21 protein-coding genes are annotated in these 24,004 nt (G+C 35.5%); 13 read left to right on the top strand and 8 right to left on the bottom strand.

Translation table 11 applies throughout. The features are described 5' to 3' along the window. Positions 1 to 2 precede the first annotated feature (2 nt). The 4 genes from NCE97_RS13350 to NCE97_RS13335 all read left to right on the top strand — a co-directional run bounded on the left by NCE97_RS13350 (position 3) and on the right by NCE97_RS13335 (position 5,306). Positions 3 to 818: a CPBP family intramembrane glutamic endopeptidase gene (locus NCE97_RS13350; protein ID WP_353779778.1), complete on the top strand. Its 816-nt coding sequence runs from the start codon at positions 3 to 5 to the stop codon at positions 816 to 818. 253 nt (positions 819 to 1,071) lie between these two features. Beyond that, the gene (gyrB, locus tag NCE97_RS13345) at positions 1,072 to 3,009 is read left to right on the top strand and encodes a DNA topoisomerase (ATP-hydrolyzing) subunit B (RefSeq protein WP_353779777.1); all 1,938 of its coding nucleotides are present in this window, start codon (positions 1,072 to 1,074) and stop codon (positions 3,007 to 3,009) included. Positions 3,010 to 3,175: 166 nt separating this feature from the next. Further along, positions 3,176 to 4,222, top strand: a complete 1,047-nt coding sequence (locus NCE97_RS13340) for a DUF6588 family protein (RefSeq protein WP_353779776.1) — start codon at positions 3,176 to 3,178, stop codon at positions 4,220 to 4,222. 103 nt (positions 4,223 to 4,325) lie between these two features. Beyond that, positions 4,326 to 5,306 (top strand): PLP-dependent cysteine synthase family protein, encoded by a 981-nt coding sequence (locus NCE97_RS13335; protein WP_353779775.1) that lies wholly within the window; start codon positions 4,326 to 4,328, stop codon positions 5,304 to 5,306. 61 nt (positions 5,307 to 5,367) lie between these two features. On the opposite strand, the gene NCE97_RS13330 is transcribed toward NCE97_RS13335, so the two are convergent. Further along, positions 5,368 to 5,868 (bottom strand): hypothetical protein, encoded by a 501-nt coding sequence (locus NCE97_RS13330; protein ID WP_353779774.1) that lies wholly within the window; start codon positions 5,866 to 5,868, stop codon positions 5,368 to 5,370. A gap of 105 nt (positions 5,869 to 5,973) precedes the next feature. Beyond that, a complete protein-coding gene (locus NCE97_RS13325) occupies positions 5,974 to 6,828 on the bottom strand; it encodes a helix-turn-helix domain-containing protein (protein WP_353779773.1) in 855 nt (284 codons plus the stop codon). Between the two features lie 86 nt (positions 6,829 to 6,914). On the opposite strand from NCE97_RS13325, the gene NCE97_RS13320 reads away from it, so the two are divergent. The 7 genes from NCE97_RS13320 (at position 6,915) to secDF (ending at position 15,789) form a co-directional block, all read left to right on the top strand. Then, a complete protein-coding gene (locus NCE97_RS13320; protein WP_353779772.1) occupies positions 6,915 to 7,724 on the top strand; it encodes an AraC family transcriptional regulator in 810 nt (269 codons plus the stop codon). Between the two features lie 59 nt (positions 7,725 to 7,783). Next, positions 7,784 to 9,103, top strand: a complete 1,320-nt coding sequence (locus NCE97_RS13315; RefSeq protein WP_353779771.1) for a YCF48-related protein — start codon at positions 7,784 to 7,786, stop codon at positions 9,101 to 9,103. 124 nt (positions 9,104 to 9,227) lie between these two features. After that, on the top strand, positions 9,228 to 10,154 hold the full coding sequence (gene mdh / locus NCE97_RS13310; RefSeq protein ID WP_353779770.1) for a malate dehydrogenase: 927 nt from the start codon (positions 9,228 to 9,230) through the stop codon (positions 10,152 to 10,154). Positions 10,155 to 10,171: 17 nt separating this feature from the next. Further along, entirely contained in the window at positions 10,172 to 10,834 is a 663-nt protein-coding gene (locus tag NCE97_RS13305) for a DUF4412 domain-containing protein (protein WP_353779769.1), read from the top strand. Between the two features lie 135 nt (positions 10,835 to 10,969). Next, the gene (locus tag NCE97_RS13300) at positions 10,970 to 11,884 is read left to right on the top strand and encodes a SecDF P1 head subdomain-containing protein (RefSeq protein WP_353779768.1); all 915 of its coding nucleotides are present in this window, start codon (positions 10,970 to 10,972) and stop codon (positions 11,882 to 11,884) included. Between the two features lie 37 nt (positions 11,885 to 11,921). Beyond that, positions 11,922 to 12,545 carry a hypothetical protein gene (locus NCE97_RS13295; RefSeq protein WP_353779767.1) on the top strand — a complete coding sequence of 208 codons (624 nt, stop codon included), beginning with the start codon at positions 11,922 to 11,924 and terminating at the stop codon, positions 12,543 to 12,545. Positions 12,546 to 12,777: 232 nt separating this feature from the next. Continuing rightward, on the top strand, positions 12,778 to 15,789 hold the full coding sequence (secDF, locus tag NCE97_RS13290) for a protein translocase subunit SecDF (protein ID WP_353779766.1): 3,012 nt from the start codon (positions 12,778 to 12,780) through the stop codon (positions 15,787 to 15,789). A 55-nt stretch (positions 15,790 to 15,844) separates the two neighbouring features. On the opposite strand, the gene NCE97_RS13285 is transcribed toward secDF, so the two are convergent. The 6 genes from NCE97_RS13285 to folE all read right to left on the bottom strand — a co-directional run bounded on the left by NCE97_RS13285 (position 15,845) and on the right by folE (position 20,523). Then, positions 15,845 to 16,702, bottom strand: coding sequence for an alpha/beta hydrolase family protein (locus tag NCE97_RS13285; protein WP_353779765.1), 858 nt, complete (start codon positions 16,700 to 16,702; stop codon positions 15,845 to 15,847). Further along, the gene (locus NCE97_RS13280) at positions 16,702 to 17,148 is read right to left on the bottom strand and encodes a DUF192 domain-containing protein (RefSeq protein WP_353779764.1); all 447 of its coding nucleotides are present in this window, start codon (positions 17,146 to 17,148) and stop codon (positions 16,702 to 16,704) included. Before NCE97_RS13280 ends, NCE97_RS13285 begins: the two co-directional genes overlap by 1 nt. A 36-nt stretch (positions 17,149 to 17,184) precedes the next feature. Next, positions 17,185 to 18,006 carry a prolipoprotein diacylglyceryl transferase gene (lgt, locus tag NCE97_RS13275; protein ID WP_353779763.1) on the bottom strand — a complete coding sequence of 274 codons (822 nt, stop codon included), beginning with the start codon at positions 18,004 to 18,006 and terminating at the stop codon, positions 17,185 to 17,187. A 69-nt stretch (positions 18,007 to 18,075) separates the two neighbouring features. Continuing rightward, positions 18,076 to 18,309 (bottom strand): membrane protein insertion efficiency factor YidD, encoded by a 234-nt coding sequence (gene yidD, locus NCE97_RS13270; protein ID WP_353779762.1) that lies wholly within the window; start codon positions 18,307 to 18,309, stop codon positions 18,076 to 18,078. 2 nt (positions 18,310 to 18,311) lie between these two features. Further along, on the bottom strand, positions 18,312 to 19,793 hold the full coding sequence (cysS, locus tag NCE97_RS13265; RefSeq protein ID WP_353779761.1) for a cysteine--tRNA ligase: 1,482 nt from the start codon (positions 19,791 to 19,793) through the stop codon (positions 18,312 to 18,314). Positions 19,794 to 19,845: 52 nt separating this feature from the next. Further along, complete coding sequence (gene folE / locus NCE97_RS13260; RefSeq protein ID WP_353779760.1) at positions 19,846 to 20,523, bottom strand: GTP cyclohydrolase I FolE; 678 nt, start codon at positions 20,521 to 20,523, stop codon at positions 19,846 to 19,848. A gap of 188 nt (positions 20,524 to 20,711) precedes the next feature. On the opposite strand from folE, the gene NCE97_RS13255 reads away from it, so the two are divergent. Together NCE97_RS13255 and NCE97_RS13250 are read left to right on the top strand one after the other, a co-directional pair. After that, positions 20,712 to 21,176 carry a hypothetical protein gene (locus NCE97_RS13255; RefSeq protein WP_353779759.1) on the top strand — a complete coding sequence of 155 codons (465 nt, stop codon included), beginning with the start codon at positions 20,712 to 20,714 and terminating at the stop codon, positions 21,174 to 21,176. A 10-nt stretch (positions 21,177 to 21,186) separates the two neighbouring features. Beyond that, on the top strand, positions 21,187 to 24,004 hold a 2,818-nt coding region (locus NCE97_RS13250; RefSeq protein ID WP_353779758.1), incomplete at its 3' end, for an FIDD domain-containing protein.

The raw sequence follows: 24,004 nt of genomic DNA, 5'->3' as shown, positions 1-24,004 counted from the left end.
TTTTGCTGAAAAAATACCCAATAGCATCAAGATATGTTTTGGCAATTGTTTTGTTTGCAATAGTACTGTTCGTAAGTGGTATGATAAACAGAGGAGTTTTAAAGCAGTACTTCCCATATTTACCATGCATCCTTTTATCTGTAATTACATGGATACTTTATAAAACCGAAAAAAGATCATTAAAAGCTATTGGGCTAAATTTTAATCTAAAAAACATATCCTTATTTGCTCTGGGAACTTTAATAGGAATTTTGGCTCTCTTTGGTGCCAAGTACTTAAGAGCTTTATACCTAGGAGAAACATTTGAGGTCAGTACATCTATAAACCAAACAACTATTCTTTTGGCGTTTTACTACATATTACCTCAAGTAGCTACTGAAGAACTATTATTTAGAGGTTATCTATTCAAGAAAACTATTGAGATTTCAAATGTAGTAGTAGCCAATATTATTTTTTCAATTTTGTTTACGTTGATTCATGTATTAGATGAAAACGTACTGAACAATAAAGGAATGCTAATTTTACTCTTGATATCAATTCCTGTTGGCCACCTATTGTTTGCAACAGCCTTGCTAAAATCTAAAACCATTTTTCTTGCAATCGGACTACATTTGGGCAATAACTGGGCGACTAGACATTTAATAATTAATAGTAATTCAGGAGATAGTATTTTTTATATCGAGAACATAGCTAGATTTGATTCTTGGACTCCATTCATCATCTTCATTTTCATTTTTAATGGGTTCTTTTTATTTGTCACATTCTTAATTTGGAAGTGGGATAAAATTTCAAATTCTATCACTAGAAAGTTCAAATAAAGCGTTTTAAGCTGTCTTTGATTTTTTCGTTTCAGCCTGAAATAAAAAAAACAGTTGAAATTCATTTTAAAGTGCTTTTTAGACGTTTTAAGCCGTTTTTTTATTTTTTAATTTTTGTTAATAAATATGTGATAAATTGCTTAAAACGCTTTAAAATGCGTTTTTATAATCGTATCTTTGTATATAACTAAAAAGGATGCTTCTAAGCGTCTTTTTTTTGTAAGAACAAGAATTAAAAAAATAATCTAAATAGATGAGCGAAGAAAATAAAAAACAGTATTCCGCGGATAGTATCCAAGCACTAGAAGGAATGGAGCACGTACGTATGCGTCCTTCCATGTATATTGGAGATGTAGGTGTTCGTGGTTTGCACCATTTAGTATACGAAGTTGTCGATAACTCTATAGATGAAGCCTTAGCAGGACACTGTGATAATATTACAGTAACGATTAATGAGGATAATTCCATAACAACTGAAGATGATGGTCGTGGAATCCCTGTTGGAATGCACAAAAAGGAAGGCGTATCTGCACTTGAAGTTGTAATGACCAAGATTGGAGCAGGAGGTAAGTTCGATAAAGATTCGTATAAAGTATCTGGTGGATTGCATGGTGTAGGTGTAAGTTGTGTGAATGCATTATCAGAGCACTTAAAAGCTACAGTACATAGAGATGGTAAAATTTGGGAGCAAGAATATGAGCGAGGAAAAACACAATACCCTGTAAAAACTGTAGGAGATTCTGATAAAACAGGAACAATTGTAACCTTTAAACCAGATCCTCAGATTTTTACGCAAACGCTAGAATATAACTACGATACCTTAGCGAGTCGTATGCGAGAGCTAGCATATCTTAACAAAGGGATTACAGTTCATTTAATTGATAAACGACATAAAAAAGAAGACGGCTCTTTTGAAGGTGAAACATTCCACTCTGAAAATGGATTACCTGAATTCGTGAAGTTCTTGGATGGAAACAGAGAACCATTAATGAAAGACGTTATTGCTTTTGAAGGTGAAAAGAATGGAATTCCTGTTGAAGTGGCAATGGTATATAATACCTCTTATGCTGAAAACCTACATTCTTATGTAAACAACATTAATACACACGAAGGAGGAACACACTTATCTGGTTTCCGTCGTGGATTAACACATACATTAAAGAAATATGCTGACAACTCAGGAATGTTAGACAAATTAAAGTTCGATATTTCTGGAGATGATTTCCGCGAAGGATTAACAGCTATTGTATCTGTAAAAGTTGCAGAGCCTCAGTTCGAAGGACAAACAAAAACAAAACTTGGTAACAGAGAAGTATCAGCTTCAGTAAGTCAGGCTGTGTCTGAGATGCTAACTGATTACCTAGAAGAACACCCAGACGATGCTAAGACAATTGTTCAAAAAGTAATCTTAGCTGCTCAAGCACGTCACGCTGCTCAAAAAGCACGTGAGATGGTACAGCGTAAGACAGTGATGAGCATTGGAGGCTTGCCAGGAAAGTTAAGTGATTGTTCAGAGCAAGATCCTGCTAAATGTGAAGTATTCTTAGTAGAGGGAGATTCTGCAGGTGGTACAGCAAAACAAGGTAGAGATAGAGCATTCCAAGCTATTTTACCATTACGTGGTAAAATCCTTAATGTTGAAAAAGCCATGCAGCACAAAGTGTTCGAAAATGAAGAGATCAAAAACATTTTTACAGCACTTGGTGTTACTATTGGTACAGAAGAAGACAGTAAGGCATTAAATCTTTCAAAATTAAGATACCATAAGATTGTGATTATGTGTGATGCCGATATTGATGGTAGTCACATTGCAACATTGATTTTGACATTCTTCTTTAGATACATGAAGGAACTTATAGAAAATGGCCACGTATATATAGCGACGCCACCATTATACTTAGTGAAGAAAGGTTCTAAAAAACAATATGCATGGAACGATGAAGAACGCGATGGTATTGTAGAAAGTATGGGAGGAAGCGCAAGCATACAACGTTACAAAGGTCTTGGAGAGATGAATGCTGAGCAGCTTTGGGATACAACGATGAATCCAGAATTCAGAACGTTACGTCAAGTAAATATTGATAATGGAGGAGAAGCAGATCGTATCTTCTCAATGCTTATGGGAGATGAGGTTCCACCACGTAGAGAATTCATTGAAAAGAATGCAATCTATGCAAACATTGATGCTTAGACATTATAAATTGATTTGAAAAAAGCACCCTTTCGAGGGTGCTTTTTTTATGAATTTTCTTTCAATAGTGTTAATATTAATATCGATTAAGTGTATTTTTTATCGTTAAAATGCATTTTAATTCATTTTTTTACTATGTTTACAACGAAATTAACCTGCAAAAATTATGAAGAAGTTACTCCTTATTTTGCTTTTGGGACTCGTTGGAAGACAGTCTTTTAGCCAAGAACTCGAAACTATTATTCTAGCGGCAGACGATGCTAGTAAACTTACTGAGAATTACATTAACCCAGTAATGAATGGATTAATGTATAGCATGAATGGTGGTTGGTATACGACCGCTAAGACGCATAAGAAGTTTGGTTTTGATATTACTATTAATGCAAATGCATCATTTGTTCCAAGTAAAGATGAACTATTCGCATTTGTTCCAAGTGACTACTCTTTTATCTCATTACCAAACGGAGAAACCCAGCTGCCTACTGTGATGAGTGACCAAGATACAGCAACAGATGTTGAAGTAAGAATCCCAAATGGAGACGGAACCTTCAACGTGGCAACCTTTGAAATGCCTGGAGGAATTACAGACGATCTACCTATAAATGCAGTGCCGACACCTATGGTACAAGCAGGATTGGGATTACCTTTCAAAACCGATGTGAAACTTCGATTTGTGCCCAAAATTAGTTTTGATGATAATGTAGATGCAGGCCTGGTTGGACTAGGGCTTCAACATGATATCATGCAATACTTAGGGCCACTAGATAAATTACCTTTAAACATTTCAGTTTTGGCTGCATTCACAACCATGAATGTAACATACCAGATTGAAGACGAAGACGCTCTAGACAATGTTGCAGTAACTAATGGAGAAGTAGAATTCAAAATGAATACTTGGACACTTCAAGCATTAGCATCTTTAGATTTCAAAATCATAACGCTTTATGGTGGATTTGGATATAACAGTGGAAACTCAACCATTAAAATGAAAGGAACTTACAACCTTACCTATGACTTGGAAGACAGCAACGGAAACGTTATTGGTTCGGCTAGTGATTCAATCACAAACCCAATCAATTTAGACTTTGATGCTAGTGGTGCAAGAGCGACTTTAGGAGCGAGACTGAACATAGGATTCTTCAAAATTTTTGCAGATTATACACTACAAGAATATAATACAGCGACAGCAGGTATTGCATTCAGCTTCAGATAGATTATAACTTAGAGACCCAAATACTGAAACACTCAATTTTCTTTATGAATTTTGAGTGTTTTCTTTTTTAGATTTAATTACTTTTGCAACGCAAAATAAGACTATGGATTACGCAAAGAATATACTCGAAACCATTGGTAATACACCTTTAGTAAAAATCAATAAACTTGCTGAAGAATTACCTTGTTTGGTATTAGCTAAATACGAAACATTCAATCCTGGGAACTCTGTAAAGGACAGAATGGCACTCAAGATGATTGAAGATGCAGAAGCAGACGGAAGGCTAAAGCCAGGAGGAACAATTATCGAAGGAACTTCGGGGAATACAGGAATGGGCTTAGCACTTGCAGCCATTGTAAAAGGTTATAAGTGTATCTTCGTGATTAGCGACAAGCAGTCTAAAGAGAAAATGGATATTCTAAGAGCTGTAGGCGCTGAGGTTATTGTATGTCCTACAGACGTTGAACCAGATGATCCAAGAAGTTACTATTCAGTATCAAAACGATTGGGAGAAGAAACTCCAAATTCTTGGTACGTAAACCAATACGATAATCCAAGTAATGCTAAAGCACATTACGAAAGCACAGGGCCAGAAATTTGGAAGCAAACAGATGGTAAGGTGACTCACTTTGTCGTTGGTGTTGGTACAGGCGGAACAATTTCTGGAGTTGGTAAATATTTAAAGGAACAGAACCCAGATATTAAGGTTTGGGGAATTGACACCTACGGAAGTGTTTTCAAAAAATATCATGAGACAGGAATCTTTGATGAAAAGGAGATTTACCCATATGTTACCGAAGGTATAGGTGAAGATATCTTACCTGAAAATGTAGATTTCAGTATTATAGATGGGTTCATGAAGGTTACTGACAAAGATGCGGCAGTGTATACACAAAAACTTGCTAAGGACGAAGGTATGTTTCTTGGAAATAGTGCTGGTGCAGCAATAAAAGGTCTTTTACAGTTGAAAGAACATTTCACTAAAGATGATGTAGTGGTTGTGTTATTCCATGACCACGGAAGTCGTTACGTAGGTAAGATGTTTAATAACGACTGGATGAGAGAAATGGGATATATAGATTAACAATTAATATCATACAATAAAAAAACCAGGATAAGCATCCTGGTTTTTTTATGCTCTAATTTTAAAGTGTGATTACCAAAGAAGCATCGACACCATTCAAAGACACGCTAACTCTATACTCAGACTTAGGAGTTTTATTTTTCACGAAAGTGAACTTAAGTTTAGTGTTTACGATTTCCCAATTAGGAAATTTTCGAGCTACTTCTTGTCTTACTGTTAGAGGTAAAGGAATATCAAAATAAGTTTCATTAGTACTTAGCAACTCTCCTTCACTATTAAATTTAGCAATGATTTTATTTCTACCTTCAACAACAGAGATGTTATAATAAGACGGCTCACTGTCATTATAAACACTTAAATCCTTAATGTTGATGGAATTTACTTTGTGTCTAAGTTTTTCTACAACTCTAGAGTCGTTAAGCGATTTGAAAGGATATTCAAAGTCTGAATTTGTTTCCGTCAGAGTAATGTCTAGACTATCAAAAGAAGTTAATTCTACAGAGTCTTGAGCGATTGTGATGTTAAAGAACAACAATGTGAATAAAGCAATAAAAGATTTCATAATAATTGTATTTAAAGATTATGAAGCAAAATTCAGCCAATAAGCCTACTTAGGATTTTCTCTAAAGCCCAAAACATATTCTAAAAAGCCCAAAGCTTTAAATCTCTAAGAATTTCTGTACTCTAAAGGTGTTTTGTTGTACTTCTGTTTGAATAATTTATTGTAATGCGAAGGATTTTTGAAGCCACTCTCATAGGCAACTTCATTGACATTGAGTTGAGAATTCTTTAATAAGGAGAGCGAATATTCCAACCTTTTGTGCTTTAACCAATTGGCAGGACTGTCATTAAATAAAGTTTTGAAGTCTCTCTTGAATCCAGATAAGCTTTTACCACAAAGTTTGGCAAAATCTTCAATCTGGAGGTCATGCTGAAAATTTTTGAGCATTAAAAATTCCAATTCAGACTTAGAATTAGAATTAAGCGTTTTTAAGTAACTAACCAACTCACCATTGTGCTTGTCTAATAATATGTTGAAGAGTAATTCTTTAAATTTTAATTCTACTAGTTCCTTTGGAATATCTTCTTGTTGTAAATAATTAAAGGTCGAAAGCACTAAGGATTGAAAGGATTCTGTAGTATTGATTTTAAAAATATGAGGATGTTCTTGTTCAGTAGAATGATTACCAAACATTGATTCGTGTTCAATAATAAATTTTCGAATGAAACTATCTGAAATAAAAAAGAGCATCACACAGTATTCAACTTCAAAATACTGCTTCGTTGAATACACACCTTTTCGTATAAATAAAGCATCGCCTCCTTCAATAGAATAAGTTTTGTCATAAGAATACCAATCTTTTCTACCGCTAATCACGTAGGTGATCATGTTAGTTTCTGACCACAACTGAAACTCTTCAGAATTGATAGGACACTTATATTCTACAATAAGGTAATCATCTCCTATAACCTTATTGTATCTAGGATGATTCTTGAAATACGTATAGAGGTCGACAATCATTACAGTGATTATTGAGTTTAAGTTATGTTTTTTTCAAGTAATCTCAAATTTTAAAGGCTTAACAATTTCATTTATCTTTAAAGCATATGAAGTTTGAGCAATACCATCCATCAGAAGCTTTTCAAAATATAATAGCCTATTATTGGACGTTAAAAACGACCGAGAAAGACTTCAATGTTTCCAAGTATAGGTTTGTCCCAGATGGCTATGTCGACTGGGTATTTCACCTTGGTACGCCATGGCAATGCAACTTTTCTGGTAAAGATTCTAATGCTGCAACAGATCGTTTTCATGTTTTTGGACAAATAAAAAACTATGTCGATTTAGATATTTCTCAAGGAGCGATACATGTTTTTGGAGTTAAATTTTATCCTTGGGCAGTCAATCAATTTTGGAAGATAGACATGCACTACCTTACAGATCAAAGCGTCGACTTAGAAAGCTTAGAGCTGAAGCAAATAAAAACACTGAGTGATAAGATAATCAATGCTAAAACCTTGACTAGTCGAATAAAAGCTGTAGAAAAGTATTTATTGAAGCATTGCTCGACAAATCAAAATGAAACACTACAAACCGTTTTTAATCGTTTTGATCATAATACTAGTGATTTAAATTTGAATAATCTAAATGTCAGCAAACGTCGACTTGAACAAAGATTTAAAACTGAAATCGGTATTTCGCCACATCATTACAACAAGATTATTAGAATTAATAACATTATTGACAACCTGAAGCAAAATCAAGAAGATACACTTACCCAGTTAGCCTTAGCACATGGGTTTTACGATCAGTCGCATTGCATAAAAGATTTCAAAATGTTTACAGGTTATAGCCCGAAACAATTCCTGAAGTCCATTAATCCAGATGGCGATATTTTGAATTTAGTAGCAAACTAGCATTTCGTTTTTTTACTATTTCTAAAGGTTTTTGATCGATACTTTTGAGCTAAAAAATTATGTTAGCGCTTCAATCACCACGACCTTTTATCTTAGGAAAGCTTATTGTTTTAATTACATTTTTATCAACATTCAATGGCTATTCGCAATCATGGCAAACGCTCAATGCTAACACCTTTAGTTGGCGTTTCGAAGATATGCACTTTGTAGACCCAGATATAGGTTGGGTTGTTGATGGAGGAGGTCAAATACTAAAGACTACAAATGGAGGACAAAACTGGACTCAGCAATTTTATGATTCTGATTTATACTTTAGAAGCGTAGAGTTTTATAATGATCAAGTAGGTGTCGCCGGAACTCTAGCTAATGGAAACCCAACTGCTCAGCTACTTAGAACCACAGATGGAGGGCAAAACTGGGAAGACATTACATCTAATTTTCCTGCTAATGTACTAGGAATTTGTGGGATATCTTTTGCTAGCGAAAATACCATCTTCATTACAGGCGTGTTTTATGGACAAGCGTACATTATGAAATCTACAGATCAGGGAGATAATTGGACGTATCAGAGTATGGCATCATTAGCCAATGGATTGGTGGATGTTTATTTTAAAGATGAAAACAATGGCTGGGCTGTTGGTCAGAGTGCGCAGGGAACTGGATTGAGAGCAGTCATTTTAGGAACTACAAATGGTGGTGCCAATTGGAATGTATTAGCAACAGCAAATCACAATAACCAGAGAGCCTGGAAGATTCAACAGCTAAATGACGATGTGTTTTATGTCTCCATTGAAGAGTTTGAACCAAGTCCTCAGTATTATAAATCCACAGATGGAGGACAAAACTGGAATTTAGAGAATGTCGTAACCACCAATACCTCTGGAACTATGCAAGGCATAGGCTTTCTCACAGAAGATATAGGCTGGATTGGTGGCTTTAACCAGCTATTTTACGAGACTTTAGATGGAGGACAAACCTGGGAGTATAAACCAAGTGTGGGTTCTAGTTTTAACCGTTTTCAGAGAGTAAATGATACACTAATGTATAGCTCTGGAACTAATGTATATAGATATGCCGATGCTTCACTAAGCATAGAAGAGTTTGAAATCAACCAGCCAAAAGGACATACCATAACTATAGATGGTAAAGTTCCTGTTGAAGGCAATACAGATATCATGGTCAATCTCGTAAATAACACCTTTGCAGAATTGAGTGTTTATGACATTAATGGGAAACGAGTCCAGACGATTAGTAGAGGTATGAAATCCAGCGGAGATCACCATATTTCATGGGAAACTTCGTCGCTAACACCTGGTGCGTATTTTCTTGTTTTATATACCTATCATGGCTATGAATCTATCAAGGTGATAGTCAGATAATAACTTCTTAGTTTTTAATATTGCCATTTCCGTAATAATCTTTACGTCAAGCGTTTTTATTGGTGCTAATTATTCGTAATTTTGCGACTCTTTATTTTATTCAACATTAAAAAATAATATTTAAATGAAAGTTACAGTAGTTGGTGCAGGAGCAGTAGGTGCAAGTTGTGCTGAATATATTGCCATTAAGAATTTTGCTTCAGAAGTAGTTTTATTAGACATTAAAGAAGGTTATGCAGAAGGTAAAGCCATGGATTTAATGCAAACCGCTTCATTAAATGGATTTGACACTAAAATCACAGGAAGTACTAGCGATTATTCTAAAACTGCAAATAGTGATATTTGTGTAATTACTTCAGGAATTCCTAGAAAACCAGGAATGACACGCGAAGAGTTAATTGGTATCAATGCTGGTATTGTGAAGTCTGTATCTTCAAGTTTAATAGAACATTCCCCAAATACAATTATTATCGTAGTTAGTAATCCAATGGATACCATGACATATTTGGTACACAAAACTACTGGATTACCAAAACATAGAATCATAGGAATGGGAGGAGCATTAGACTCTGCACGTTTCAAATATAGATTAGCAGAAGCCCTTAGTGCACCAATTAGCGATGTAGATGGCATGGTAATTGGAGGACATAGTGACAAAGGCATGGTGCCTTTAACACGTTTGGCGACAAGAAATTCTGTGCCAGTATCTGCTTTTATTTCGGATGAACGTTTAAACCAAGTAAAAGAAGATACTAAAGTAGGTGGAGCTACATTAACAAAGTTATTAGGAACATCTGCTTGGTATGCACCAGGAGCTGCAGTGAGCGGGTTAGTGCAGGCAATAGCTTGTGACCAAAAGAAGATTTTCCCTTGTTCTGCATTATTAGATGGAGAATATGGATTATCAGATCTTTGTATTGGTGTTCCTGTTGTTCTTGGTAGAGGAGGAATAGAGAAAATCGTTGAGATCGAACTTAACGATGCTGAACAAGCGCACATGGCAGAAAGTGCTGCTGGAGTTCAGAAGACAAACGGGTTATTAGAAATTTAAACTTTAAATATTATTACATGAAAAAGCTATTTTTTGCATTGTTCTTAACCTTAGGGCTAACAGCAGTAGCACAAGAAAACATTACCGAAGGAAAAGTTACACTAAAGCAAACTATGTCTAGCGACAACGAACAAGTCAATGCACAATTGGCAATGGTTGGAGAAATGAGTACAGTAACTTATTTCAAAGGGAATAAGTCTAGAACCGAAGTGTCATCTGCAATGACAGGAAGCAATGTTACTATCGTTGATAATGATGCTAAAAAAGGAATCGTATTAATGGATAATCCAATGATGGGTAAATCCTATACAGAAATAGACCTTAATAATATTTCTGAAGAAGATTTTGATAAAGTTAAGGTTGAAAAAATCGATGAGACCAAAACAATTCTAGGCTATAAATGTCAAGGTTATAAATTGAGTATGGAAGAGCAAGGTGTGAACATGAATATGATTCTTTTTTCTACCGAAGCTTTAAAAATCGCTACAGACAAGACTAAGTTTGGAGAAAAAGTTAAAGGCTTTCCTCTATTCATGGAAATAAAAGTAAACCAAATGGGTTCTATGATGACTATCATCACTGAAGCTACAGGAATCGATAAAGAAGTTGTGGCAGACGATATGTTTAACTTAACCCCTCCTAAAGGATTCGAAAAGATTACACCAGATGGTGTAGATTAATACTCCTTAGAGTTAAATAAAATTTAAAAGCAGCTGATCACTGAGCGGAGTCGAAGTGCAGCTGCTTTTTTGTTTAGATAATTCCAAGAGTATCTTGAAAGAATTTATCTATATTAAAACCCAAAATAGAATTAAATGAAAAGAATAGCATTGCTCAGTCTTTTATTACTTTTTTCGTGTGGAAATTTTAGCCAAAACAAAGAAGGTGTCAAAATCGTTTGTGCTTTTGCTGATGAAACCTCAATAAGCATAGAAGAGAAGAACAGCACAGTAGAAACAATAAAAGAGAGATTGAGTAGGTTTAGTGATGATTATGAAGTAAAACTGAGTGAGAACAATCAGATAGTTGTTGAATATTATGGTGAGTACAATGAAAGTAATTTGATTCAAATCATAACAAATGAAGGTAAATTAGATTTCTGGTTTTGCTTGAAAAAAGATGACGTAATTCCCATACTAGCTCAGACTCAAGCTAGCTTTAACGAGAATGGCGATGATGATCCTTTGATGCAAATCGAAAGTCTAAAAGTTTCATATGTAGGGATATTCGATCTGGCAGTAAAAGACACTTTAAAAATGAATACCTTTTTAAATAAAGTAAAAATAGAAGAGTCCACTGCAAAAGAATTAGAAGGAATCAAATTTTTATACGGAATACCAGACGAATCAGGTAATATTACCTTATATGCTTTAGAAACAAGTGGAAGACAAAGAGCATTAGTCAATGAGAGTCACATTGTAAATGCAATGCAGAATTACAATTATATAGGAAAACCATGTGTGGCAATAGAAATGAATGAAGAAGGCGCTCAGAGGTGGGAATTGATGACAGGAAGAGCATATCAAGAACAGCGTAACATAGCTATAACCTTAAATAATGTTGTTTTTTCAGCACCAGGAGTATCTGTAGGTCCAATAGAAGGGGGAAGGAGTGAGATTTCTGGAAATTTCACATTAGAAGAAGCACAATCTATTTCTACAGTTTTAAAATCTAAACGCAGTATCCCAGTGCTCAAGCTGCTAGAAGTTAAGTTAATAAAGCGAGAATAAACACCAGATAATACTATATTTTACTATATTTGGCGTCGTGAAAATCCGCTGGAGTCACATATCGTTTATAATACTTCTATTTGTTTTAGGAGCTATTCATCAACAACAAGTCGTTGTTCCAAATCAGGAAATTGTTTTACAATTCAATGATGATGAGGTTTCTAATGAAGAAGCACAACAAACTATACTAAAAGTTCAAGAGCAATTAACAGCACTTGGAGCTGATAATATTAGTGTTGTTAGAGGTGATGATGGAAACCTGAAAATAAGCTACTACAGTAACTCCGAAGTCATTGCTGTTAAAGAGGCACTGTCTGATAATAGTTTATTAGCTAATACTTCGGATGACAATAATGGTCATTCAGAGATACCACTTTCCTCTTCTGACGATCAGATTAGTTACAATCTAGATGTCTATGAAATCCATCAATCTACTAATCTAGATGGATTCAATGGGAAACTATTTTTAGAATCTCAACCAGAAAATGATCGCTCTACATCAACAAGTCTCAGTGGTATTTCAAACACTAACGGTTACAGGTTGAAGTTTTTCGATGAAGCAACTACTCTAAAAACTCAAGAAACTATTGTCTTAGCTATAGACAATAAATTATATCAGATACCTGAAGTTAGAGCAGGACCTTCACATATCGGAGCTTAAATTATTAAAGCTAGGAGTTTTAATAGAACTATTCTATAAACTAGTATTGCGCTCTAAAGCTTATTCCGAAAACTCAAATACTACACAATAAAAAACTAAAGTTTAGTTTCCAATATTAACATAAGCGATATAGTAGCTGTGTTAGTCGTTTAAACATAAAAAAATAATTGTCAAATCGAGGGTAAATGATATATTTGCTCGTTTTTAAAAAATTTGACCAAAATATAATACAATGCAAAACAAAGGATTAGTAAAATTGTTTGCCTTATTGTTTGGACTGGTAAGTATTTACCAATTGTCATTCACATTCAAGGCCAACAGTATTGAGGATGAAGCAAAGGTATATGCTGAGAACAAATTTCCAGAGGATATTACTGAGTCTAATAATGAAGAAATTCGTTACCTAGATTCATTGTCTACGAAAGAAGTCTACGACTTAGGACTAAAGAACTTTACATTCAAAGAAGTTAAGGAAAATGCCATGAACTTAGGTCTTGACCTTAAGGGTGGTATCAATGCAATTATTGAAATTTCTGTAAAAGATATCCTTAAAGGATTAGCAAACCAAAGTAAAGACCCTATTTTCAATCAGGCTTTGGCTGATGCAACAGAAATACAAAAAGACGCTCAAGAATCTTACTTGGAGTCGTTCTTTAAGGCTTTTGATGCTATTAAAGGAGACACTAAGTTAGCCTCTCCAGATATTTTCGCTAATCGCTCACTAAGTGATGAGGTTACTATCGATATGACTGATGAGCAAGTGCAGCGCGTTATCGAAGTAAAGATCGATGAAACCATTCAATCTGCTTTCGAAGTATTACGTAAACGTATCGACCAGTTTGGAGTTACACAACCAAACATTCAACGTTTAGGAAATTCAGGAAGAATCCTAATCGAATTACCAGGTGTTAAGGACAAGCAAAGAGCTATAGACTTAATTACTAAGACTGCACAGTTACAGTTCTGGGATGTATTTAAGGCTGATGAGATTGCAGGTTACTTAATTCAAGTAAATCAAAGATTAGTAGAAGCTAATAAAGCAGATGATGAAACCGAAGAAGTTACAGAAGAAGTAGATTCTACTGACACGACAGAAAATACAATTGATAATCTTACAGGTCAAATAGAATCTGATTCTACAAACATTGAAGATGTAAATCCATTGAAGATTGCTGGTTTTGGTGGTGGTCCTGTGATTGCTGTTTTTGAATCTAAAGATCAGGAAGAAGTATTAAAGCAATTAAACGACCCAGCAAACAGAGCTTTACTTCCTGCTGACCAACGTTTTGTGAGGTTTGCTTTTGGCCTACCAGTATTTAATGCAGAAGCTAACATAGAAACTGTAGACTTATACGCAATAAAGAATAACAGAACTGGAGTTCCAGAATTAAGCGGTGCCGTTATTACTGATGCGAGACAATCTTACAGCCAGGTGGGACAACCATCTGTAAGTATGCAAATGAATGCAAAAGGCGCTAAAACTTGGGAAGATATGACCAGAAGAGCTTATGAAACTCAAGGTTATATTGCTATTGTTTTAGATAAAACAGTATACTCTGCTCCAGGTGTTTCTAATGGGCCTATTTCTGGTGGTAACTCAGAAATCTCTGGAAACTTCACAGTAAATGAAGCGCTAGATTTAGCAACTGTACTTAGAGCAGGTAAATTACCTGCATCTGCGGATATTGTACAAGCAGATGAAGTTGGTCCATCTTTAGGACAAGAAGCTATCGATAGTGGAATGATGTCTTTCCTTATCGCATTAGGATTAGTACTTATCTGGATGATATTCTACTATGGTAAAGCAGGTATTTTTGCTGATATCGCTTTATTATTAAACATCCTATTGATTTTCGGAGTACTTTCAGGTTTAGGAGCAGTATTAACATTACCAGGTATTGCAGGTATCGTATTAACAATCGGTATTTCGGTGGATGCCAACGTACTTATCTTTGAACGTATACGGGAAGAACTCGCAAAAGGTAAAGACCAAAAGTCATCAATTAAAGATGGTTTTGCCAATGCATTATCTTCAATCTTGGATGCCAACATTACAACAGGTCTTACGGCAATCATCCTATTCGTATTCGGTACAGGACCAATCAAAGGTTTTGCAACTACATTATTAATAGGTATTGTTACCTCATTATTTACTGCAATTTTCATTACCAGACTATTAGTGGACTGGTATGCAGACCGAGGAGGGAAGTTAGAGTTCTCTACAGCCTTAACAAAAGGATTGTTCAGAAACATCAATATCGACTTCTTAAGCAAACGTAAAGTAGCTTACATCATATCTGGTATATTGATTTTAGCAAGTTTAGGATCATTATTCACTAAAGGATTAGACCAAGGTATCGACTTCGTTGGAGGTAGAACATATCAAGTAAGATTTGAAAATAGCGTTAGCACAGAAGAAGTTAAGGGTGCTGTAAATGCTGTATTCGGAAGTGCAGAAGTAAAGACTATCGGTTCTGATAATCAATTGAAAATCTCTACGAAGTTTAGAGTAGATGAAAACTCTGCTGAAGCTGATGAAGAAATCCAAACGGCGTTATTCGAATCTCTAAAACCATTCTTACCAGCAAACATGACGTATGATCAATTTGTTGACGGATCGGGAGATGCTAAGATTGGTAAAATGTATTCAGGAAAAGTGAGTCCAACGATAGCGGATGATATCAAGCAATCTTCTATTTGGGCAATTCTAGGATCATTAGTCGTAGTATTCTTATACATCTTGGCGCGATTCAAGAGATGGCAATTCTCTCTTGGTGCAGTAGCCGCAGTATTCCACGATGTACTTATAGTATTAGGAATCTTCTCATTGACATGGAGTTTTATGCCATTTAGCATGGAGATTGACCAAGCATTTATTGCAGCGATATTAACGGTGATTGGTTACTCACTGAATGATACCGTGGTAGTGTTCGATAGAATTAGAGAATTCTTGAATGAGCATACCAAGTGGGATTTTGGTAGAACAATCAATGCCTCGCTAAATAGTACATTGAGTCGTACATTAAACACGTCTCTGACTACATTAGTGGTGTTATTGGCGATGTTCATCTTAGGTGCAGATTCATTAAGAGGATTCTTATTTGGATTGATCGTTGGTGTTATTGTTGGTACATACTCATCTATGTTTATAGCTACACCAATAATGTACGATACAGCTCGCAAAGGTGATGCAGCTGAGTCTTTAAAAGATAAAGTAAAAGAAGAGGATTTAGTTGAAGCTTAATCTTTTAATAATATACTGAATTAAAAAAGCCTTTCAATTTTGAAAGGCTTTTTTGTTATAAATTATTTTCAATCCACTCCTCGGTCATTTTCCATAAAGACTCTTTGAAGGTCTCTCTGAAGAATCCAAAATGACCAACATTAGGAATCGCTAAGTCTTTAGGAATAATATGGCTTCTATCTATAGGAGCATTGCTAAACTGGAGAGCCAGCCAATCCACAGCCGTTTTTGGAGCGTACTCATCTCTAGGAAAACTTAAAACAAGCATTGGGTTATCATATTTTGAAAACGCTAAACTATCTGAGTCAAATTCGCTCAACATATAGTTCTCGTGCTGAGCCCAGCGACGCCATTGATAGGTCATTTGTTTTGGTAAGTTTTCAAAAAGTCCCATCGTTTTCGCAGGAAAATAACCAAATATAGGCGTCAAGGCAGGAATAAAAACATTCCAAAAGATTTGCATCTTTAATCGCTCAAAGCCTTTCCAATGTTTCCAATAACCACTTTGAGATGCAACGGTAATAATTAAATCTACCTGATCTAAGTTCTTATTGAATGGTAAGATCTGCCCACCAATGCTATGCGTCATTAAAATAATCTTATGACTAGGCTGTCGAGTTTTTGCGAAGGCAATCATTGAAGCCTGATCATTTTCGCCCCAAGATTTTAGATCGACATTATTTCGTTTTAAAGGTGTAAGATTAGAGGCGCCAATTCCCGAATAATCAAACGTATAAACCGTATAACCAATTGTAGAAAAGTGAGCTGCTAATTTTGAATAGTAGCGTTGCAGAACGCCTGTAGCAGAAGATATAACAAGACTCTTACCATTAGAGCTTAAAGGATAAAACACAGTGGCTCCAATGTTGTAACCAAGATTGGTTTCAACAAGATAAGTACTTGGTTTAATCATTAGAATTTAGTGTATGCTATACTATCTCCTTCAATAAGGTTCCATTGGTCGGATAATCCACCATTAATTTCGAGTACATACTTAGCAGGTTTCTCAGAAGGCAAAGAGGTTTCATCGAGAGGTTTTGCATCTTTCTGAAAACTAACGATTTTGCCAGTCGAGCTGATGTAAATAATATCCAAAGCAATCTTGGTGTTTTTCATGTAGAAACTTCTAGGCTGCTCATTAGGAAATACGAAAAGCATACCTTGGTCATTTCCCATACTATTGCGATACATTAAGCCAGTCTGCGTTTCGTATTCATTGTCAGCAATTTCGATTGCTATAGTTTTTACAATTGAATCTTTTTTGAAAATATTCAATTCACCTTCTTTTTTAAAGGAAATTTCAACAGGTTTTACAGTCTTAGCCTTTTCTTTTTTACATGAAAAACTAAGGACAGACATAAAGCCAACTAAAAAAAACAACTTCAAAAAACGCATCTAAGCTCTAGATTTTGGTTTGTATATAAACATGAAGTAAAGACCAAGTAGTATAAATGGAATACTTAGCCATTGTCCGGTATTGAGTACCCAATCAGATCTTTCATCTACCTGTGCTTCCTTAACAAATTCTACGAAGAAACGAACAGTCCAAAGTAGTAAAAGGAAAAACCCAAATAAGAAGCCTTCTTGTTGTCTCTTTTTAGTTTTCCAGTAGGTATATAATAGAATCAAGAAGACTATTACATAACAACCAGCTTCATAAAGTTGCGCTGGGTGTCTAGCAAAATCCTCACCAAGTTTTTTAAAAACAACACCAAAATCTGACCCTGTTGGCTTTCCTATGATTTCAGAATTAATAAAGTTTCCAAGTCTAACAAACACAGCACCTAAAGCCACTGGAACAACCACGCGATCTAACACCCAGAGGAGTGTTTTTTTAAGAACCTTTTTGTTGTACAAGTACATGGCAATTATCATCCCAATAGCTGCACCATGACTCGCTAAACCTTGAAAGCCTGTAAACTTGAAACCACCTTTGAAACTAAATGGAAGAAATATACTAAAGAAATCTTCTTTAAAAAGTTCTGGTTGGTAGAAAATCACATGACCCATTCTGGCACCAATCATAATCCCTAAAACCGAATAAATGAATAACGAATCCAAAGACTCTTGCGTTTGCCCTTCTTTCTTATAAATACGTTTCATAACAATGAGGCCAATCACAAAAGCCACTATCCACATCATGCTATAATAGTGGAGCGTAAAAAAGCCTAAATCAATACCTTTATCTGGGTTCCAAGGAAACTTTAAGAAGTGCATAGTAGAATTAATTTCTTCGATGTAAATATACTATTTTGAAAAGGAAGTGCTTTAAGCATTAACGGATTTTTAGGCATCTTTTTCCGGTACAGGATCATAGCCACTCCCTCCCCAAGGATGACAACTAAAAATACGTTTTACAGCTAATTTTCCACCTTTCCATAAACCGTGTTTTTTAAGTGCTTCAACCGAATAATGGGAACAGGTTGGTTGATATCGACAAGTCGCTGGCAAAATCGGAGAAATTAAAGTTTGATAAACTTTAATGAGAAATAAAAAAGGCGCTATGAGAATGGATTTCATTCTTAATTGGTCGTAAAAGTAGTACCGTCTTTACCATCCTGAAGCTGAATCCCAGCCGCAGCAAGATCATCTCTAATTTTATCAGACAATGCAAAATCTTTATTAGCTCTCGCTTCTTGCCTTAATTGAATTAACAGGTTTACAGCATCAGATAATTTATCTGTGCCAGATTCTGTTTTCGTAACATTCACTAAGCCTAGTACATCAAAAACAAACGCATTTATTTTTGATTTGAAAAGCTCAAGATCGCCTTCAGTAATTGAAGCTGAACCATCCTTAATTTGGTTAATAAACTTTACGGCATCAAATAATTTAGCTATAAGAATTGGTGTATTAAAATCATCATTTAATGCATCATAGCCGCTTTGCACCCATTCTTCAATATTAATTGAAGAAGTATCACCGGTTTTTAATTCATCCAGGATATTAATAGCATCCATAAGCCTATAAAACCCTTTTTCACTAGCCAATAAGCCATCATTAGTAAAGTCTAAGATGCTTCTGTAATGCGCTTGTAGCATAAAGAAGCGCGCCACACTAGGAGCATAAGCTTTGGTAATATGAGGATTATCACCTGTAAATATTTGATTAGGAAGAATGTAATTCCCCGTAGACTTAGACATTTTCTTACCATTCATAATCAACATATTGGCATGCATCCAATAGTTTACCGGCGAATGACCATTGCAAGCTTCAGCCTGAGCAATTTCACACTCATGATGTGGAAATTTAAGATCCATTCCACCACCATGAATATCGAAATTTTCGCCAAGATACTTCGTACTCATTGCAGTACATTCTAGATGCCAACCAGGAAACCCATCACCCCAAGGTGAAGGCCAACGCATTATATGATTGTCTTCAGCTTTTTTCCAAAGCGCAAAATCCTGAGGATTTTTCTTGTCACTTTGACCATCCAAAGTTCTGGTGTTATGAATCAGGTCTTCAACATTACGTTTACTTAAAATACCATAAGACTTACTCTGGTTGTATTTAATGACATCAAAATAAACCGATCCATTTACCTCATAAGCTAAGCCATTATCAATAATGGTTTTAATGATTTCAATCTGCTCAATCATATGGCCAGTGGCAGTAGGTTCTATACTTGGTGGTAGAAAATTGAATTTATTCAGGATATTATGAAAATCAACAGTATAACGTTGAACCACCTCCATAGGTTCAATCTGCTCTAATCGAGCTTTTTCACCAATTTTGTCTTTACCTGCATCACCATCATCTGTAAGATGACCAGCATCTGTAATGTTCCTAACAAAACGCACCTTGTAATCCAAGTGTTTGAAGTAACGAAAAATCATATCAAACGACATGAATGTTCTAACGTTTCCTAAATGGACATTACTATAAACCGTTGGACCACATACATACATACCAACATAGCCTTCAGTAATAGGATTGAATTGCTCTTTTTCTCCAGTGAGAGAATTGTATATTTTAATCTGTTGGTTTTTGTAAGTCTGCATCGTTACTTTGTGTTAATAGAACAAAACTAATTAACTAATAGCAAACGACAAACTAAAATTGGGTATCTAATTTTATGTAGTCCAAGAACTCTCTTCGAGTTTCTTTTTCTTTGAATTTTCCGCCAAATTCAGAAGTCACAGTGCTACTATCTACATCTCTAATTCCTCGCGAATTTACGCAGAGGTGTTTAGCATCAATAACACAAGCAACATCTTCGGTACCCAAAACCTCTTGGAGTTCTTTTACGATCTGTATCGTTAAACGTTCTTGAACCTGAGGGCGCTTTGCGTAATAGTCAACAATACGATTCATCTTAGAAAGCCCTACGACAGTACCATTAGAAATATAAGCAACGTGAGCTTTACCAACAATTGGAAGTAAATGATGTTCACAAGTAGAATAGACAGTGATGTTTTTTTCTACCAGCATCTCTCCATACTTGTACTTATTCTCAAAAGTAGAAGCAGAAGGCTTCTTATCTGGTCTTAAACCACCAAATATCTCTTTCACAAACATTTTTGCAACGCGACTAGGAGTGCCTTTAAGACTATCATCAGTTAAATCTAATCCTAATGTCTCTAAAATATGGCGTACATCATCCTTTATGATGTCTATCTTTTCGTCGGTTGTAAGCTTAAAAGCATCATTACGCATTGGCGTATCACTAGATGTTCCAATATGATCATTACCAATGGCTTCGAAATCTTCTATGTTATGTTTCATTTTCATATAAAGCTAAAAATCCGCTTAACCTGTAAGCGGACTGCAAAGATAAGCAATTAAAAAGTCATGGAATAGGTAGGAGTTTTTAAATTTAACTTGTTCTATAGATGAACTGTTATTATCATAGATAAACGAACAGTTCGATTAGTGAATTTTTTTTAAATTTCAAGCTTATAAATTTAACTCACATTGCTATGATCAACAAGGTCTTCATCTTATTGTTTATTGGTATGCTTATGACCAATATATCATTCTCCCAATCTCAACCAAAGAAAGTACATTCTACTCATGTAAATTATGGCAATAACATTGATGCTCCACTCACTCAGAAAGAGCTTTCCCAAATCACAGAAGTTTATGGAAGTGAAGCAGAAAAATATGTTCTCAATATCCCTCAAAGGCTTAAGGATATAAAGCATATTTTAAGAAATAGAGTACATATTGTTGAATATCCAGGTAAGGACTTATCTTCTTTCAAGAAATTATCTCAAGTACCATTGTTCAATGAGTACAATAAAAGCCTTAAACGAGATTTAGTTGTTGATAAGAACAACTTTAATCCTCTCAAGTATCAATTCCAATTTTTCTCTAAAGAATCTTACAAAATTAGGGTTGACAATACGCAATATCTTATCATAATTAATTCTCAGTTCGATTAAAAAAAGCACTATGAAGCGATTTATACTATCAGCCGTCTTAATAGCATTATCACTAGTAGCATTTTCTCAAGATATAAATATGCAAAACGGTACATTCAATCAATGTACCGATGTATTTTATGATTCAGGAGGACAAAATGGTAATTACTCTAGTGATGAAAACCTTTCATTAACAATTTGTCCAATAAATGTAGGAGATCAAATTCAATTAGATTTCACAGAGTTTAGTACTCAGTTAAATCAAGATGTGATGACTATCTATGATGGGCCAGATAATACAGCACCTTCATTAGGTAGTTTTTCTGGAGTTGCAGGTCCTGGAACCGTACAGGCAAATAACCCCTCAGGTTGTTTAACTATAGAGTTTGTCTCCAACGGCTCTGGAACGACAACAGGTTGGGCAGCAAATATCGCTTGTGCCACACCATGTCAGACCATTACAGCCAACTTCGATAGTTCTGTGCCAGCAGCTGACGCTTCAAATACAATTAATGCGGACGTTAACGAACAGATAACATTCAACGGTAGTGGTACTTTTTCTGTAGACGGAACAGGAGCAACTTACGAATGGGATTTTGGCAATGGAGATACCGCATTTGGGCAATCAGTAGATTATATTTATACCATTGCAGGTATTTATACAGTAAATCTTACGATCACAGATACAAATCCGCAAGGATGTTCCAGTACAAATACGATAAACGTCACAGTTATAGTAGGAGCTTCAACACCTGGTAATCCTTTTGTTGATGCAGGAGATGATGTCACAGTAGATTGTGCTGGCGGATGTGTAGATTTATCTGCAGAATTTTTAGATATAGGTGAAACAAATACCTATACAGTAACTCAGATACCATTTGTACCACCATTTGAGTTTAATGGATTAACCAACTCACTGAATCCTAATATTGATGATGCATGGTCTTCAGTTGAAAACTTACCTTTTGATTTTTGCTTTTTTACCAATATTGAAACACAATTCCAGGTTGGATCCAATGGTGTAATTCGTTTTGATGTCAATGCTGGTGATACAGGAAACGGTTGGGCATTTAGTGAAAACCTACCAAACAATACCAACGATACATTAGGAGAAGCCAATGTATTTACACCTTGTCATGATATTGACCCATCTGTAGGTACTACAGAAGAAATAGCTTGGGAGATCATTGGAACAGCACCAAATAGGGTGTTAGCAGTATCTTTCTTTAACGTACCATATTTCTCTTGTAATAATCTTGTGGCCACGCATATGGCTGTATTCTATGAGACAACTAACGTTATAGATATTTATATAAAAGATAAACCTACATGTAATACGTGGAATTCAGGAAATGCAGTAGTAGGAATTCAAAACGATGCTGGTACTACAGCTTTTGTGCCACCAGGGAGAAATACTTCAGATTCACCTTGGACAACTACAGATGAAGCTTGGCGTTTTACACCAGCTGGACCTAGTATAGTAGACTTTGCTTGGTTAGATGCAGCGGATAACGTGTTGAGTACAGATCCTAATTTCCAAGTTTGTCCAACAGATCCATCAACAACATATACAGCACGGGTAGTATATACAAACTGTAATGGAGATACAGTTGAAGTAACTGATGATGTTACAATCACTACTACCAGTGCATTCTCAGTAGATATTGGTCCAGATATGGATCTTTGTGAAGGAGATGCAGATATAGTCTTAGATGCGGATATTGGCTCAGCAACGGCAACATACCAATGGTACTTAGATGCAATACCATTAGGAGGGGAAACCAACCCAACACTCACAGTAAGTTCACCAAACTCAGGAACATATTTAGTAGAAGTTACTGATGTAGGCTGTTTGGAAACAGATGAAGCAGTTATTACATTCCACCCTAATCCTGTGGTTAATGTTGTAACGGATTACCAACTCTGTGATGATGCGGTTATTGATGGCTTTACAGAATTTGACTTGTCAACAAAAGATGCTGAAGCAATTGGTGTACAGACAGATGTAAATGTCACATATCATACCAGCCAAACGGATGCGGATGCAGGTGCGAACGCAGTTGGGCCATTGTTTACCAATACAGTTAATCCTCAAACAATTTATATTAGAATTGAGAACAGTAACAATACAAATTGTTATGTAACATCTACATTTGATTTAATCGTTGGTTCAGGAATTACACCAGTACAACCAGATGATATGGTTCAATGTGATGACCCAAGTGGAGATAACACAGAAACTTTCGATTTATCTACACAAACAGCAATAATTCTTGGAGGTTCTACAGGATTTACAGTTACTTATCATGAAACACAAACAGATGCAGATTCTGGGATTAACCCTTTGCCAACGCTTTATGATAATACATCAAACCCTCAAACAATTTATGTTAGGATTGAAAATGATATGAATGCAAATTGTTTTGAAACGATTAGTTTTCAATTAATTCTCAATCCAGCACCAGATGCAATTTTACCAACACCACTTGAAGAATGTGATGATACAACTGCTGATGGGTTTACAAGTTTTAATCTTTCTGAAAAAACCAATGAAATAATAAATGGGCAGGCCGATGTAGTTATAAGCTATCACGAAACAGCGCTAGATGCTCAAAATAATATAAATCCACTAGCAGATGGGTATATAAACATAGTGCCTTTTAATCAGGTGATTTTTGTTAGAATAGAAAATACAGTTACAGGATGTATCAATTTTACCATTCTAACCCTACAAGTAAATCCAAATCCAGTTGCTACCGTACCAACCCCATTAGAAGCGTGCGACGACGATTCAGATGGTTTTGTCGAGTTCGACCTGAGCCTTCGGGATCTGGAGGTGATTGGCGCCG

Origin of the sequence: Winogradskyella sp. 3972H.M.0a.05 (assembly GCF_040493455.1) — a bacterium.
Lineage (GTDB): Bacteria > Bacteroidota > Bacteroidia > Flavobacteriales > Flavobacteriaceae > Microcosmobacter.
The sequence above is the reverse complement of the archived record's forward strand: the minus strand, read 5'-3'. Positions and strand labels throughout refer to the sequence as shown.